The sequence below is a fragment of the Mesorhizobium sp. Z1-4 genome, from assembly GCF_004000235.1.
Classification (GTDB): Bacteria; Pseudomonadota; Alphaproteobacteria; order Rhizobiales; family Rhizobiaceae; genus RCIO01.
This window is the reverse complement of the sequence record NZ_RCIO01000002.1, coordinates 306,488-322,500: the sequence shown is the minus strand read 5'-3', so window position 1 is coordinate 322,500 and position 16,013 is coordinate 306,488. Positions and strand designations below refer to the sequence as shown.

General features: G+C 63.6%; 11 protein-coding genes (1 of these 11 cut by a window edge). 1 reads left to right on the top strand and 10 read right to left on the bottom strand.

Going from position 1 to position 16,013, the window contains the following annotated elements; genetic code table 11:
• Nucleotides 1-1,906 carry the 3' portion of a M23 family metallopeptidase gene (locus EP165_RS08560; protein WP_127521462.1) on the top strand. 29 nt of this gene lie to the left of the window's left edge, so the window shows 1,906 of its 1,935 coding nt (coding positions 30-1,935); its start codon lies beyond the left edge, outside the window; its stop codon occupies nt 1,904-1,906.
• 6 nt (nt 1,907-1,912) lie between these two features.
• Here EP165_RS08560 and EP165_RS08555 read toward each other — a convergent pair whose 3' ends face one another.
• From EP165_RS08555 to ptsP, 10 genes are all read right to left on the bottom strand, one after another.
• The gene (locus tag EP165_RS08555; protein ID WP_127521460.1) at nt 1,913-3,484 is read right to left on the bottom strand and encodes an MFS transporter; all 1,572 of its coding nucleotides are present in this window, start codon (nt 3,482-3,484) and stop codon (nt 1,913-1,915) included.
• A gap of 56 nt (nt 3,485-3,540) precedes the next feature.
• Nucleotides 3,541-4,962, bottom strand: a complete 1,422-nt coding sequence (locus EP165_RS08550; protein ID WP_127521457.1) for a L,D-transpeptidase family protein — start codon at nt 4,960-4,962, stop codon at nt 3,541-3,543.
• A gap of 128 nt (nt 4,963-5,090) precedes the next feature.
• Nucleotides 5,091-5,450, bottom strand: coding sequence for an MmcQ/YjbR family DNA-binding protein (locus EP165_RS08545; RefSeq protein ID WP_127521455.1), 360 nt, complete (start codon nt 5,448-5,450; stop codon nt 5,091-5,093).
• A gap of 83 nt (nt 5,451-5,533) precedes the next feature.
• The gene (locus EP165_RS08540) at nt 5,534-6,925 is read right to left on the bottom strand and encodes an amidase (protein WP_127521454.1); all 1,392 of its coding nucleotides are present in this window, start codon (nt 6,923-6,925) and stop codon (nt 5,534-5,536) included.
• A gap of 36 nt (nt 6,926-6,961) precedes the next feature.
• Nucleotides 6,962-7,882, bottom strand: a complete 921-nt coding sequence (locus EP165_RS08535; protein ID WP_164742987.1) for a helix-turn-helix domain-containing protein — start codon at nt 7,880-7,882, stop codon at nt 6,962-6,964.
• An 81-nt stretch (nt 7,883-7,963) separates the two neighbouring features.
• Nucleotides 7,964-10,579 carry an ATP-dependent chaperone ClpB gene (clpB, locus tag EP165_RS08530; RefSeq protein ID WP_127521452.1) on the bottom strand — a complete coding sequence of 872 codons (2,616 nt, stop codon included), beginning with the start codon at nt 10,577-10,579 and terminating at the stop codon, nt 7,964-7,966.
• A gap of 192 nt (nt 10,580-10,771) precedes the next feature.
• Complete coding sequence (locus EP165_RS08525; protein WP_127521451.1) at nt 10,772-11,452, bottom strand: DUF4167 domain-containing protein; 681 nt, start codon at nt 11,450-11,452, stop codon at nt 10,772-10,774.
• Nucleotides 11,453-11,752: 300 nt separating this feature from the next.
• Complete coding sequence (gene prmC, locus EP165_RS08520) at nt 11,753-12,625, bottom strand: peptide chain release factor N(5)-glutamine methyltransferase (protein WP_127521450.1); 873 nt, start codon at nt 12,623-12,625, stop codon at nt 11,753-11,755.
• Nucleotides 12,618-13,691 carry a peptide chain release factor 1 gene (prfA, locus tag EP165_RS08515; protein WP_127521449.1) on the bottom strand — a complete coding sequence of 358 codons (1,074 nt, stop codon included), beginning with the start codon at nt 13,689-13,691 and terminating at the stop codon, nt 12,618-12,620. The genes prmC and prfA overlap by 8 nt, the downstream gene beginning before the upstream one ends.
• A gap of 11 nt (nt 13,692-13,702) precedes the next feature.
• Entirely contained in the window at nt 13,703-15,988 is a 2,286-nt protein-coding gene (ptsP, locus tag EP165_RS08510) for a phosphoenolpyruvate--protein phosphotransferase (RefSeq protein ID WP_501981665.1), read from the bottom strand.
• Nucleotides 15,989-16,013 lie beyond the last annotated feature (25 nt).

Genomic DNA, 16,013 nt, shown 5'->3' with positions numbered 1-16,013 from the left:
CTTGGGCAACGAGCCTCCGGTTTCCGGCGACGGCCGCAGCGGCCCGCCTGACCGCCGTGAGGTTTCCGCGCGCTGGTTGTCGGGCACCTTCCTGACCGGCATCACATCCAGTGTTCTGATGGGCGCAGCCCTGCTCGCCGCGCTTGACGGCCACGAGCAGCTTGCAACCCCGCCGGAAATCGCCAGCCTCGACGATGACGGAACATCCGACGCGGAAGCGAAGATGGCGCGGGTAGTGCCTGCTCGCACCGTCAGCCGCGCCCGCGACAGGCGGCGCATGGAAGTCTCCACGATCATCACCGCCGGCGACCGCAACCTGATACGCACCCTGCCCTTCCAGCATGTGAAGATGGCGCTGGCTGCGGGCCACACCACTTCGCACGATTATCCATCCTTTGACCCGCTGGCCGTATTCGCGGAGGACGGCGCCGCCCGAACCGCGACAACCGGGCTGATCTACGGTGCAAAGGTGGAAAGCGAAGTCAGCCTGCGCAATGTCGACTTTCCTGTCGAAACTGCAGCGTTTGACGAATCCAATGAGCTGACCGCCGACGAGGTTGAGCAGGTTGTCCGCACCACCGGCTCGGTGCTGACGGACGGGGCCGTTCAGGTCGCTGCGCTTCATTATGTCGACCCGCAGCGCTTCGGCCAGACTTCCCTCGCCGTCCAGACACTCGGCGCCAGCTATGGCGTCAGGATTGTTCCGGAGAATGTGACCGTTGCACCGAGGCTCGATTCCGACGGCGCCACGACCGAATTCGCCGAAGACATCATCCCGTTCCGCGCCGATCGTGAAATCCTCAGCGCTTTCCTCGATTCGGGCTACGAGGAAGAAGACGTGAAGGGCATGGCGCAGGCTCTGGCCACCTTGCTCGGCGGATCGCGCCTCAGGGCCGGCGCCGTGTTGCGTGTGGGTATCGAGACCCGTGGCGACGAAAGCCGCATCGTCCGCTCCAGCATCTACAATGGCGACAAGCACCTTCTGTCCATCGCCGTGGACGACCGCGGACAGTTCGTTCCCGGCGACGAACCGGAACTGAACCCCGAGATTTTGACCGCTTTCGACGATTCGCCGCCCGTTCACGTGAGAGGCGACCTGCCGTCCGTATATGATGGCATCTACCGTGCCGCTTATGCCTACGGCCTCACCAAGGACATGACCCGGCAGATGATCAAGCTGCTTGCGTCGGACGTTGATTACAAGTCGCGCCTCAATCCTTCAGACCGAATTGAAGTCTTTTTCTCCAATCCGCACGAAGATGGCAGCGCCTCGGATGAATCCGAGATGCTGTATCTGGCCGCAACCTTCAACGGCACGGCCCGCGGCTTCTACCGCTTCCAGATGGAAGACGGCACGATCGACTATTTCGATCAGGACGGCCGCAGTGCGCGGCAGTTCCTGCTTCGCAGCCCCGTCCCCGGCGCCCGTCTCAGCCGCGGTTTTGGCATGATGCGGCACCCGATTCTCGGTTATTCCAAGATGCATACCGGCGTTGACTGGGCGATCGCCAGCGGCACTCCGATCATCGCCGCCGGCAACGGCACGGTGGAGGAAGCCGGCTGGTCCGGCGGTTACGGCCGCCACACAGTGATTCGACACGCCAATGGCTACAAAACCTCCTACAGCCACCAGAGCGCCATCGCCAAAGGCGTTTCGGAGGGCGCGCGCGTGCGCCAGGGACAAATCATTGGTTATGTAGGCTCTAGCGGGCTTTCGACCGGCAACCACCTGCATTACGAGCTGGTCGTCAACGGCACCAAGGTGGACCCGATGCGCGTGCGCCTGCCGGTCGGCCGCGTCCTTAAGGACCGCGAGCTGGAAGCCTTCACGCGCGAGCGCGAGCGCATCGACGAATTGCTGATGGAAGACAGCTCGCCGCCGCTGAAGGTGGCCGCCGCAGGTTAGGGCAAATTAGCCGGCCGGTGTTTCCGCCGGTTCGGAGCCCGGCTCGCTACCGCTCTTTCCCGGTGCCGTCAGCCACGAGATTATTGCGGCAAGGAAACTGCCCGACGCTGCAACCCAGGCAACGGCCGCAAATGCACGGTCTCCCGCCTCCACGCGCAAACGCTCCAGATCCGCAGCCAGCCCGGCGGCGGGAGTTTCGCCGAACTCCGGCACCTCCGCCCCGGCGGCAACCGACGCGAAGCGGATCGCTGCAACCGAACCCAGGGCCGCCACCGCAACGAGGCCGGCAATGCGCGAAACGGCATTGTTGATGCCGGATGCCGCACCGGTGTCCTTGTCATCGATCGACGTCATGACGGCAATCGAGAGCGGCGAGACAACCAGCGACATGCCGAGCCCCATCAGCAGCATCATGGGAAACACGCCACCCCAGAACTGATGAATGCCGGCATTTGCCAGCCAGCCAAGCGCAGCGAAGGAAACGCCGACCAGCAGGCTGCCGGCCGCCATCGGCACGCGCGGCCCGATCCGGTCGGACACTTTCCCGACCGGGCCCGACAAAAGCGCGATTGAAGCGGAAAGCGGCAGGAACAGGAAACCGACGGTCGATTCCTCGATGCCCCACCCCGCAATCAGCATCATGGGCAGATAGAACAGGATCGCCGAAAGCGCGAAGTAGAGAAAGAAGGTAGCGAGATTCGCACCCGAAAAGCTGCGCGCACGAAACAGTGCGAGCTCAATCATCGGTGCCGGGTGCCGCGCTTCCCACAACAGAAACAGCACGATCAGAATGGATCCGCCCGCGATTAGCAGTGTCGGAACGTCCAGCCCTGCGATCTTTGCTTCGCCGGACAGCAGTGTGAGCCCCAGCGCGATGCTGCCGAGCGAGGCCATCGCGAGCAGTCCGCCGCCGATGTCCAGCTCGCGGCGCGGCGCCGCTGCGTCCGGCGGGACCCTGGCGATGAGTAGGTAGAGGGCAATGCCGCCCAGCGGCAGGTTGATAGCGAATATCCAGCGCCACACCGCATCGTCGAATGCCGACAGCACGATACCCCCCAGAACCGGCCCAAGAGCCGTGGTCAGCGCGGACGACGCGGCCCAGATGCCAATCGCCCGGCCGCGTTCTGCTTTCGGATATGCCTTGGCGATTATCGCCAGGCTGCCAGGTACCATTATCGCCGCGCCAACGCCCTGAAGGGTCCGGGCCGCGATCAGCAGCGTCGGCGTGGGAGCGGCTGCGCACAACAGCGAAGCAACAATGAAAAGGGCAATGCCCGCCGCGAAGCTGCGGCGCAGGCCGGCGCGGTCGCCGAGCGCACCGCCGACCAGAATGAGTGCCGACAGCATCAGCGCGTAGCCGTTCGATATCCACTGCGCCTGGGAAAGCGTGGCGCCGATATCCGCTCGGATCGCCGGCATCGCGATTGAAACCACAGACCCGTCGATGAACCCCAGCGAAGACGCCAGAATTGCTGCGATCAGCACATAGCGGCGGCGCCGCTCCGGGCAGAATGTGTCGTGTGCCGGAGGCGGTTCATGCGCGATCGGTGGAAGCGCGGTCTCGTGCGGGGACTGCATTGGCGCAGCCTATCGGCCACGCACCGCTCCTGCAATCGAACAGCGTGGGACCGCGCTTACTCCAGAAACTCGACCGTCACACCCTCGCTCACCATCTTGGCAAGTTCGGTGGCGTCCCAGTTCGTCAGCCGCACGCAGCCATGGCTGAATGTCTTGCCGATCTTCGACGGCTCCGGCGTACCGTGAATTCCGTAAGTCGGTTTCGACAGTGCGATCCAGATCGACCCCACCGGGCCGTTCGGGCCGGGCGGAATGGTCAGAACCTTGTCATTCTGGCCCTGTTTGAAATTGATCTTCGGATTGTAGGTGTATTCGGGATCGAACGCGATCCGCTCCACGCTCACCGTGCCGCTCGGCGAGGGCGTGCCCTCCGAGCCGATCGTCGCCGGGTAGGCGGCAAGCAGCCTGCCGCCATCTGCATAGACACGCACCTGCTTCTGCGCCTTGTCGGCAACGATCCGCGCAACCTCGCCGGACACCGGCTTACCGACTTTGGCCACTTTGACGATCGTCCCGGGCCGGTCGAAATTCACGCCCGGATTGATCGCCTGAAGGTAGCGCTCGTCCATGTGAAAGCGCTCGGCCAGCATCTCAACGACTGACGTGTAGGGAAGACGATCAAGCTGTGCCTTCTCGCCATAGTCCGCCGGTACGGAAGCCACATACGGGCCGGCCGCGTCCTGCGCGGTGATGGTATAGGTCGTGAACGGATCGCCGCCCGATGCGGCAAGCGCCTCGTCCACCGACGCCGGATCGTAGGTCCTCAGCGCCTGGCCGGTCTTTTCCTTGTAGGCTTTGATCGCCTTGTTGACATTGTCGCCCATGCGCCCGTCGATCACGCCCGGCGACAGGCCGGCGCGGTCGAGCAGGATCTGGATTTTCGCAACGTCCTCGCTTGCGCCCTTGCCAAGCAGCGAGGCATCGACGCCGGGTTCCGCGGGCAACACGGTCACAGCCCCCCGCTCCTGTTCCGGCACCGCCGCGATCTGCTCGTCCGTGCTGCGTTCCACAGACCGCTCTTCAGGCTCGCCCAGAGGCATGCGATCGACGCGGTTGCGCGGCGCCTCGCGCGGCAGCTGCGGCCGTTCCGGATATTCCGGCCTTGCATAATCTGGAGCGCGTTCGCGCCCGTCGAACCTGCCGGCCTCGGGCTCTCGAATGCCCAGGTGTACTTCAAGTTCGCGCTGCAGGCGCTCGCCGAGCGGAATGCGCCTCTCGCTCCGCTCCTCGCGGCCGAGTTCGCGCCGCCGTTCTGCGCGCCTCTCGGCCGGCGAAATGTAGCGACGTTCGCCCGGCGGCACCACGGCAATGACCTGTCCGGTCTGCACGTCGAAAATGACTTCGCGGCCATACTGGTCGATATAGCTGTCGGCATCGCGGTAGCGGCCGTCGCCGGACCCGAAAAGGCTTTGAGCTGAGGCTACGCTCGTGCCTGCAATCAAAGAACACATAACGGAAATGACCAGAAGCCGGATCATGCGCGTCCTCTTTCGGTGCAGCTCGCGGGTCAAGTCCCGCACGATTCGCTGCTTTTCATCATCCGCATCGCGCATGAACGGGACATGAAGATGGCACCAGGCGGAAAAAGCGGCGGCTTTGCGCCAGGTCAATCCAGCCCGAGCTCGGCACGTTTCTTTTTCGGCAGGCCCGAGCCGACGATACGGTGGCTTTCGCGCAGATAGTCCTTCAGCGCATCGTCATTCATGCTCTCCGGACCGGTGCGCTGGATCCACTTCATACCGCGTGAGGCGAGGTATGGCGCCGGCCGCAGTCCCGGTTGCTCCTTCAGGATGTCGTAGCCGAGATCGGACACCTTGAAAGTGACATTCAGCCACGCGCCATCGTTCCAGCCGCCGATGGCAAACACCTTGCCGCCGACTTTCCAGACATGAGCCCCGCCCCACTGCACGACGTGAGATGTGTGCGGAAGCGAGGCACAGAAGCTGTTATATTCCTCGAGTATCACCGGAACCTCCGTTCCGGCGGACTATCGCCACGGGCAGGGCCCGGCACAAGCCCCTCCGCATCGCGCGAATGCCGGCAGCCGTTTCAGCGAGCGGCACACCAGCTGAGCCGGCTTTCGAGCTTGGCACACAGCTCCAGCAATGCCTGCTCTCCGCCGGGTCTTCCGACAAACTGCGCGCCGATCGGAAGCCCGTTTGGGTCACGCGCGACCGGCAGGGTGACAACCGGCCAGCCAAGCAGGCCTGTCGGCACCGTGAACCGTGTCAGCGCATCGAAATACCCGAGCCTTCCCGCACCGGTGTCGAACCAGGTGTCGTAGTCGCGTACCCCGGTCCGGTCCGAGCTCGGTTCGATGTGGCGGAAAGCGCAAATGCCGGTAACCGGCAGCACCAGCGCGTCGACGCCATCCAGCAGCGACAGCGCATCGTTCCGAACCGCCGCCATGGCGGCTAGATTGTCGGCGTGGCGGCGCTTGTCTCGGCGATACCCGGCGTGAACATGCGCAAGAAACCCGGGAGACTTTCGCGCCGGCCCCTTGTCGCGGCGCATCAGCCACCGCACCGGCGGCGGAATGAACGCCCCGGTTTCATACCCCATGATCTCGCCGAACAGGCGGTAGCGTTCCGGTTCGAACAGGCTCCCAAGCGGATCGCGTGAACAGGCAACCCCGGCATCCGCGATCCGGTCCGGCAGCGCCAGCCAGGCGGCAACCGTTGGCGCGTCGCATGGCGACGCCGCATCGGGCATCCAGATGCGGACACGATCCCGCCCGCCGCCATCCCGGGCGCCACGCGAAGCGCCGCTGACGCAATCCCAGGCGAAGGCGAGGTCTGCCGCGTTTCTGGCAATCGGCCCCACGCGGGCGAAATGTTCAAGATGGCGGCCGCCCGAAAGCATCCCCTCCGCCGGCCACGCCCCCTCGCCCGGCGTGAGCGATGCCACCCCACACCACGCGGCAGGCACCCGCAGCGAACCTGAGAGGTCAGCACCCAGGTCGAGTACCGACATGCCCGACGCAACGGCTGCCGCACCGCCGCCCGAACTCCCGCCGGCAGTGAAGCTCAGGTCATGCGGGTTGTTCGTTCGGCCCCGCCGCCGGTTGTAGGTTTGAAAGTCCATCGCATGCGGCGGAAGCGCGGTCTTGCCCGTCACCGCCGCTCCCCTTTCCTGAAAGCGGGTAACGATCTTTGCACTGGTGAGGTCGGGTTTGTTGCCCGGCCGGTCGAGGCCGGATGTGCAAACCAGCCCGGCCACCGCGATCTGGTCCTTGACCGTTATCGGCAGTCCGTTGAGCGGGCCGGACACATGATCGGGTACGTCTTCATTGCGCAGTTCGAACGCGTTGATCTTGGGCTCCAGCGTGTCGCGCCGTGTGCGCAGTGCTTGGAAAAGCGCCGTGCGCTCATCGGCATCGGCGAGGCTGGCTGCGAGATCGCGAAGCGGTCTCGACAGGATTTCAGGCTGATTGGCGGTCACGGCTTTCTCCGGCGTTGTTTGTCGCCGAAGGCATAGTCATCGGGAAGATGCCGCGCTTTCCCGAACGTGCTTTTTCTCGACTGGCAGATGAATGAGAGCGCTGAGCCGCCCCTCCGCCGGTTCTGCCAGCGAGGTCAGATAGGTTTCCACCATCCAGCCCGGCCGCAATGCCAGTCCGAGGCGGCCGAGCCCGACCCGCGCCGCCCTGTGCCAGGTCAGATGCAGGGTTGTCAGCGGTCCGTGATGCCCGAAAACGGCATAGGAACCGGCTTCGATCGGGGTCCAGCCTTCGGCCCAGTCGAGTTTCCGTTTCTCATCCATCAGCGCCCCGAAATATGCGACGGCCCCCTGGTCATCGAACCCCGAGGGCCCCTGCGGGTAGCCTGACGCAAATGTGGCAGCCAGATCGCCGAGCTCGTCTTCAAGCGCTGCAAATGCCGCCTGCGTTGTGTCCATGTCCGGAAAATAGCGGCCATCCACCATTCCGGTGGCGCGGCGCCAGCAAAGCCATTGCGCTGGCATATCGACGACATCGCAGGCCACTTCCAGCGAGTTCGATTCGACCGGTTTCAGAAATGAGCGCGGCTGCGCGCCTTGCTTTTGTGCATCAAGTCCGTCGCGCCGCAGCACTGCTGGGCTGATGCCGAAATGCGCCTTGAATGCACGTGTCAGCGCCGCGTGGGTTTCAAAACCGCAATCGAGCGCAATATCGATTATGCGCGAATCGGATTGGCAAAGCAGTATGGCTGCCCGTTCGAGCCGCCTGCTGCGCAGGTAGCCGGCAACGGTTTCGCCTGTCATCGCTGCAAAGCGTCTCTGGAAATGATGCGGCGCCATTCCGGCCGCCCGGGCGAGATCGCGGATACGGTGGTTCGCCGTGATGTCGCGCTCGATGGTGGCACAAGCCTGCGCGATTCTGACTTGCGCCCTGGCGAAGCGCTCGGAAGAAGCGGACATGTCCCTTCTAGCCGTGAGTCGCGGCGGCATTTCAATATTTCAGGGTATGTCCGGCCGCTCATTGAGAGCGGCCGGTTCGCCTTAAGCTGCCTTGGGCTCTTCTGTCCGCACAGACCGTTTCGCCTTGAAGACAAGCCTGTCGGAGCCGGACGACACCTGCACGGTCGAGCCATCGAGAATGTCGCCCTGCAGGATTTTCTCCGCCAGAGGGTCCTGCAGCTCCTTCTGCATGACGCGCTTCAGCGGCCGCGCTCCATAGGCCGGGTCGTAACCTTTTTCGCCCAGCCATTTGATCGCCGCCTCATCGAGCACCAGCTCGATCTTGCGGTCGGCGAGCAGCTTGCCCAACCGTTCAAGCTGTATCGAAACGATCTGGCCCATATCCTGCTGGCGCAGCCTGTGGAACAGGATCACCTCGTCGATACGGTTCAGGAACTCGGGCCGGAATGACGCCCGCACCACGCCCATCACCTCGTCGCGAACCTTGTCGACATCCTCGCCCTCGCCCAGCGAGACGAGGTACTCGGCGCCGAGGTTCGACGTCATGATGATCAGCGTGTTGCGGAAATCGACCGTGCGGCCCTGGCCGTCGGTCAGGCGCCCGTCGTCCAGCACCTGCAAGAGCACGTTGAACACATCGTGATGCGCTTTTTCGACCTCGTCGAACAGCACGACCTGATAAGGCCGGCGTCGCACCGCTTCAGTCAGCGCACCGCCTTCCTCGTAGCCGACATAACCGGGAGGCGCCCCGATCAGACGGGCCACCGAGTGCTTTTCCATGAACTCCGACATGTCGACGCGAACCATCGCGGTTTCGTCGTCGAACAGGAAGTTCGCCAGTGCCTTCGTAAGCTCGGTTTTGCCGACGCCGGTCGGGCCGAGAAACATGAACGAGCCGATCGGCCGGTTCGGGTCCTGCAAGCCGGCGCGCGCGCGGCGCACCGCTTTGGACACGGCCTGAACCGCCTCACCCTGGCCAACGACACGCTTGGCAAGCTCATCTTCCATACGCAGCAGCTTGTCGCGCTCGCCTTCCAGCATCTTGTCGACCGGAATGCCGGTCCAGCGCGAAACGATGTGCGCCACATGGTCGGGCGTCACGGTCTCTTCGACCATGGAGCCCTTGCCGCCTTCTTCCTGCGCCTCGGCCTCGCCGAGCTTCTTCTCAAGCTCGGGGATGCGGCCATAAGCAAGTTCGCCCGCTTTCTGAAACTCACCCTTGCGCTGTGCGATGGCAAGTTCGTTGCGCGCCTCGTCCAGCTGCCGCTTCAGTTCGGCGGCAAGGCCGAGCTTTTCCTTTTCCGAAGCCCAGGCAGCCGTGAGCGCCGCGGACTCTTCCTCAAAACCCGCGAGTTCCTTCTCCAGCTTTTCCAGCCGGTCCTTCGAAGCCGCGTCCTTTTCCACCTTCAGCGCCTCGCGCTCGATCTTCAGCTGCATGATGCGGCGGTCGATTTCGTCCAGCGCTTCGGGTTTGGAATCGACCTGCATCCTCAGCCGCGACGACGCCTCGTCCACGAGGTCGATTGCCTTGTCGGGCAGGAAGCGGTCGGTGATGTAGCGGTTGGAAAGCGTTGCCGCCGATACGAGCGCGGAGTCCGAAATCCGCACCTTGTGGTGCTGCTCGTATTTCTCTTTCAGTCCGCGCAGGATCGAAACCGTGTCTTCCACGGTCGGCTCGTTCACGAATACGGGCTGGAAACGGCGCGCGAGTGCGGCGTCCTTCTCAACATGCTTGCGGTATTCGTCGAGGGTTGTTGCACCAACGCAGTGCAGCTCGCCACGCGCCAGCGCCGGCTTCAAAAGGTTCGACGCGTCCATGGCGCCATCGGCCTTGCCCGCACCAACAAGCGTATGCATCTCGTCGATGAACAGGATCACGCCGCCGTCAGCCGACTGGATTTCGGACAGCACGGCTTTCAGCCGCTCTTCGAACTCGCCACGGTATTTCGCACCGGCAATCAACGCGCCCATGTCGAGCGCCATCAGCTGCTTGTCCTTGAGCGTCTCCGGTACGTCGCCATTGACGATCCTCAGCGCCAGGCCTTCTGCGATCGCGGTTTTGCCGACGCCGGGCTCGCCGATCAGCACCGGGTTGTTCTTGGTGCGCCGGGAAAGCACCTGGATCGTACGCCGGATTTCGTCGTCGCGTCCGATCACCGGATCGAGTTTTCCCGCCCGTGCATCTGCTGTCAGATCGCGGGCGTATTTCTTCAGTGCGTCATAGCCCTGCTCCGCCGAAGCCGAATCTGCCGTGCGGCCCTTGCGAATGTCGTTGATCGCCTGGTTAAGAGCTGTCGGCGTCACGCCGCCCCTGGAGAGAATGTCGGACGTCTTTGCCGATTTTTCCATCGACAGCGCCTGCAGCAGGCGTTCGACGGTGACAAAGCTGTCGCCGGCCTTCTTCGCCACTTCTTCTGCGGTGGAAAACACCTTGGCCAGCGGCTGCGCGAGGTAGAGCTGGCCGTTGCCGCCTTCGACCTTGGGCATGGCTTCAAGCGCGGCCTCGACAGCGAGCCGGACATCTTTCGCTCGCCCGCCTGTGCGTTCGATCAGCGAGGCAGCCAGGCCTTCCTCGTCATCCACCAGCACTTTCAGCAAATGTTCGGGCGTGAACTGCTGATGACCCTTCGACAACGCCATCGTCTGCGCGGACTGGATGAAACCCCGGACCCGCTCGGAGTACTTCTCGATATTCATAAGCGTCTTCCTTGCCTCACCGGCCCTGCAACAGGCACCGGATCAGTTTGTGATGACGGACCCCCAGCGCGTGGCAGGCCCAACTTGCGATGGATATGGGTATCGCGGGCGATTTGCTCAAGGCGCCGACCTGCCAAACGAAAAAGGCGAGGCCGAAGCCTCGCCTTTATTCTGAACCCGGTTTCTTGCCGCTTAGTTGACGGCCTCCGACTGACCGGCTTCGGCGCCTTCGCTGCCGCCATCGTCTGCCGTCGGAGCAGCCTCCACGCGCGGCTTGCGCGGCCGTCTTGTACGCTTGCGCGGTTGCTCGTCTTCCGCATTCGCCTCAGCCGAGCCGTTCTTGCCATTCATGTGCTGGCTGTCGTCCTGGTCGGACTGCTTGCTCTGCGTTCCGCTCAGTTCACCCTGCGAATGGGCGACTTCGGCGGGCACGCCTTCGATCACCGGCTGCGGACCTGAGCCATTCGGCTGCTCGTTTCGCTGTTCGCTGGCCTGGGCGCTGTCGCGGTCGCGGTCGCGGTCGTTGCGGCGGCCGCCGCGGTCATCGCGCTCATTGTTGTCGTCATCGTCGTCGCCATCCTGCGACTCGCGCTGCTGCTGCGCTGCAGCCTGCGCGGCCTGAGCCGTAGCGATGATGCGATTGTAATGTTCGGCGTGCTGAAGATAGTTCTCAGCCATCACCCGGTCGCCCGAACTCTGCGCATCACGCGCCAGAGCGGCGTATTTCTCTGCGACCTGCTGTGCGGTACCCCTGATCTTCACGTCCGGCCCGTTGCTTTCATAGCTGCGGGTCAGTGGATTCGGGCCTTTGCGGTTGTTGTTGTTGTTATTGCCGCGGCCGCGCATGCGCCGGTTCTGCTGTTGTGGCCTCATTCGTATTCCATCTGAGGTAAGTTGCGATAATTCCTTGCGGTCACCGATCCGGCTTGCCCGCTTTCCACCCACGGCGATCAAGCGCGCGTCGCGCGACCGCCCAAATAAACCTTGCTAGGTTCAATCACATTCCCGGAAACCCCGCACGGAGCCCGTGGCGCTGTTCACGCTCAAGGCAGCTTGTTTTTCGGAGCACGGAATTGAAAACAGCACTGCCTGCTTCGTCTCATCCGGTAGCCGGAACCTAACCACAATCCTCCTGATTGCCAAGTTTTTTTTGCGCCGCGTCAATCCGCCGCCCTAGCGCCTGAACAGCAGCACTCTGTCGTGTCCTGCGAGATCCGACGCGCTTTCGAAATGCCTGAAGCCATGCTGCTCGAACACATCGCACACGGCCTCGTGCTGGCTGTATCCGATCTCGACCCCGACCAGACCCTCGGCATGCAGATAGCCGGCTGCGGAGGCCGCAATCGAGCGGTAGGCCGCCAACCCGTCAACCCCGCCCAAAAGCGCTGATTTCGGGTCGAAATGCCGGACATTCTCCGGCAGCGACGCATATTCCGAAGCACTTATGTAGGGAGGATTTGAGACGATGATATGAAATATTTCGTTTACGTCGGAAAACCAGTCTGAAACCACGGCCCGAAACCGCTTTTCCAGCCCGTTTGAACAGGCATTGGCGTTCGCTGCTTCAACTGCCCCGGCCGAGATATCCACACCCAGGGCTGTCGCGCCGTCGACCTCTTTCAGTACCGCCAGCGCGATCGCGCCCGTTCCGGTGCCGAGATCGAGAAGGTTGCAGCTGCCACAGCTGGCCGTGATTCGCCGCGCATGCGGTATGATTCGGTCGACAAGGATTTCCGTATCGGGGCGCGGGTCGAGCGTTTCAGGGGTGAGTTCAAGCTCTACGCGGTAGAACGCCCGCCGGCCCAGAATACGAAACAGCGGTTCGCCCGCCGCCGCCCGCTCCGCTGCCGCCAGCACGTGCTCGGCGGTCACGGCGTCGATTGAGCGGTCTGCGCCCGCGACAAGCTCCGTCAGTGTGACGCCGGCAAAATGCGCGACCAGGACGCGCGCATCCTGCGCCGCGTTTTCGATGCCGGCCGCCCGTAATTGCTCCGCGATCCGCCGGGCGAGCACACCCGCCGCCGGGCCAATCACGGTCTTACCCATCCATCGTCGCCAGAAGTTTGGTCTGATGATCTGCAATCAGAGCGTCGATCACCTCGTCCAGCTCACCCAGCATCACGCGGTCGAGCTTGTAGAGCGTCAGATTGATGCGATGGTCGGTGAGCCGCCCCTGCGGAAAGTTGTAGGTGCGGATGCGCTCCGAGCGATCGCCGGACCCGACCTGCAGCCGCCGCGCCTCCGAGCGCTCGTCGTCCGCCTTTGTGCGCTCCATATCGAACAGCCGCGCCCGCAGGATCTGCATCGCCCGCGCCCGATTCTGATGCTGTGACTTTTCCGCCGATACCACCATGATGCCGGTTGGCAGGTGCGTGATGCGAACGGCGGAGTCCGTCGTGTTCACATGCTGGCCGCCGGCACCCGAGGCGCGCATCGTATCGATGCGGATATCCTCGTTGCGGATTTCGATGTCGACATCTTCTGCTTCCGGCAGCACGGCGACCGTCGCAGCCGACGTATGGATACGCCCGCCAGCCTCCGTCTCCGGAACGCGCTGCACACGGTGCACGCCGGATTCGAACTTGAGCTTGGCGAACACGCCCTTGCCCGACACGCTGGCGATGATCTCCTTGTAGCCGCCCACCTCGCCTTCGCTGGCCGAAACGACCTCGATCTTCCAGCCCTGCGAGGACGCGTAGCGCTCATACATACGAAACAGGTCGCCGGCGAAGAGTGCTGCCTCGTCGCCGCCCGTGCCGGCGCGGATTTCCAATATCGCGCTTTTTTCGTCGGCCGCGTCGCGCGGCAGAAGCAGTATCTGGATCTCCTGGCGCAGCGCTTCCAGTTTCTCGCTCACCGCTTCCAGGTCCGCCTCGGCCAGATCGCGCATTTCTGCGTCGGTGCCAGCCTCGCTGATCAGCCCCTCAAGGTCGGCCAGTTCCTTTTCGGCGTCGCGCAGCTCTCTGATCTTGCCCGCCATTTCCTGCAGGTCGGCATATTCGGACGCCAGCTTCACATACTCTTCCGGTTCGGGCCCGGCCGCCATGCGCGCCTCGAGCATCTCGAAACGCTTCAGCACCTGGTCCATGCGCTCGGCAGGCAGTTCAATCACGGCGGAGCCCCTTACTGATCAAGCTCGATGCCGTGGTCAGCGGCAAATTTTATCAACATTGCAGCCATGTCGTCTTCGGCACCCATACCGTTCATGGCCTTTTTCATATGGTCGACAAGTGCGCCCACGGGCAGTTCGCGCAACATCGCTTTCACCGGCCCGATCGCTGCCGGCGCCATGGAGATCGAACGGTAGCCGACGCCGAACAGCGCCATAGCCGAGAGCGGCCTGCCGGCAAGCTCGCCGCACAGCGTCACTGGCGTGTCGTTGGCGAAGCCCGCATCCGCGATCTGTTTCAAAACCCGCAAGAAGGGCACCGAAAGCGGATTGAACCGGGACGAAAGCCGCGTGTTGCCGCGATCGCTCGCGGTCACGAACTGGAACAGATCGTTGGAGCCGACAGACACGAAGTCCACCGCCCGCATCAGTTCGTTGAGCTGCCACAGCAACGACGGCACCTCGATCATCGCGCCGAGCTTGATGCGCGTCGGCAGCAGATGCGCAAAGCGTGACAGATGCTGCACCTCGCGGTCGATGATCGCCCGGGTTTTACGGATCTCTGAAATCTCGGTCACCATTGGCAGCATGATGCGCAGCTCTCGCCCGCCCGCGGCTCTCAGCAACGCCCGTATCTGAGTTCTGAGCAGCGTCGGTTTGTCGAGCGTCAACCGGATCGCACGCCAGCCAAGCGCTGGGTTTTCCTCGTGCACCGCTTCCTTGAAGTAGGGAAGCACCTTGTCGCCGCCAATATCGATGGTGCGGAAGGTGACCGGCCTGTCTCCCGCCGCCTGCAGCACTTCGCGGTAGAGCTGCTCCTGTTCCTCGGCCCGCGGAAACCGCGCAGCGACCATGAACTGCAGTTCGGTCCGGAAGAGCCCGATACCGGCCGCTCCTGAATCCGCGAGCTGCGGCAGGTCGACCGCCAGCCCGGCATTCATCATGAGATCGACTTTGACACCGTCCGCGGACACCGAGGGCTTTTCGCGCAGCTCCCGGTAGAGCTGCTGCTTGCGCGCTCGGAACCGTGCCTTCTCTGCGTAGGCCGCTTCGACATCGGGTGCCGGGCGCAGATGCACCTGCCCGTCATCGCCATCGATGATGATCGCGTCGCCATTCTCCGACATGGAGACGGCGCCCTTGGCCTGACCGGCGACGGCAATGCCGATCGCGCGCGCGACGATCACCACATGGCTGGTCGGCGCACCGTCTTCCAGCACCAGCCCGCGCAGGCGGTTGCGTGGATAGTCGAGCAGTTCCGCCGCGCCCATGGAGCGCGCGACGATGATGGAGTCCTTCGGCAGGGTTTCAGCCAGCGTTTCGGGTCCGCGTCCCATGAGCTGGCGCAGCAGCCGGTTGCCGAGATCGTCGAAATCGCTCATCCGTTCGCGCAGATACGGGTCTGTCATGTGCATCATGCGCGCGCGCATGTCGCTCTGCACCTTTTCGACCGCAGCTTCCGCCGTCAGGCCGTTGGAGATCGCTTCCTCGATGCGCCGAACCCAGCCGCGGTCATTGGCGAACATACGGTAGGCTTCGAGTACCGCGCGGTGCTCGCCCTCGAAGGCGACGTCGCGGCGCGAAAGCATATCGTCGATCGATAGCCGCAGCGATCCAAGCGCTTCGTTGAGGCGCGCGCTTTCAGCCTCGCCGTCTTCCGCAAAAAGGTCTTTGACCACAACGCGCGGTTCGTGCAGCACAACGTGGCCGAGCCCGACGCCATCGCTCAGCGCCAGCCCGTCGAAGCTGACCGGCCGCCCGAGGTCGAGTTCGATGCCCGGCCGGGAAAGCCGGGCAAGGTCGCCCGTCGCGATCATCTCGGCGATCACCATCGCGGTGGTTTCGAGCGCCTCGATCTCGTCGTCCTGGTAGGTCCGCATGGTTTTGTTCTGAACGACCAGAACACCAAGCGTGCGCCCTGCCCGCAGCACCGGCACGCCTAGAAAGGAATGATAGATCTCCTCGCCCGTCTCCGGCAGGTAGGCGAATGCCGGATGATGCTGCGCGTCGGTCAGGTTGAGCGGCCGCGCGCTCGCCGCGATTGTACCCACAAGACCCTGGCCAAGCCGCAGCTGTGCCAGGTGAACCGATCCGGGGTTCAGGCCTTCGGTGGCATACAGTTCGAGCATGGAGTCGGCGCGCAGAACGTAGAGCGAGCAAACCTCGGCCACCATGTTACGGGCGATTTCGCGCACGATCCGGTCGAGCCGCTCCTGCGGCTCCAGCGCAGCCGCAGTGAATTCGCGCAGGCGCTTCAAAAGCACGCGCGGACCGCCGCCGATGTCACGTATCTGCGTCATAGAACGCCTGCCCGCAGCGCCCTGA

What these genes read in the sequence shown, in the direction of transcription:
- EP165_RS08535 (WP_164742987.1), bottom strand. Translation starts at nt 7,882, where the DNA reads ATGTCCGCTTCTTCCGAGCGCTTCGCCAGGGCGCAAGTCAGAATCGCG.
- EP165_RS08550 (WP_127521457.1), bottom strand. Translation starts at nt 4,962, where the DNA reads ATGATCCGGCTTCTGGTCATTTCCGTTATGTGTTCTTTGATTGCAGGC.
- EP165_RS08555 (WP_127521460.1), bottom strand. Translation starts at nt 3,484, where the DNA reads ATGCAGTCCCCGCACGAGACCGCGCTTCCACCGATCGCGCATGAACCG.
- ptsP (WP_501981665.1), bottom strand. Translation starts at nt 15,988, where the DNA reads ATGACGCAGATACGTGACATCGGCGGCGGTCCGCGCGTGCTTTTGAAG.
- EP165_RS08525 (WP_127521451.1), bottom strand. Translation starts at nt 11,452, where the DNA reads ATGAGGCCACAACAGCAGAACCGGCGCATGCGCGGCCGCGGCAATAAC.
- prmC (WP_127521450.1), bottom strand. Translation starts at nt 12,625, where the DNA reads ATGGGTAAGACCGTGATTGGCCCGGCGGCGGGTGTGCTCGCCCGGCGG.
- clpB (WP_127521452.1), bottom strand. Translation starts at nt 10,579, where the DNA reads ATGAATATCGAGAAGTACTCCGAGCGGGTCCGGGGTTTCATCCAGTCC.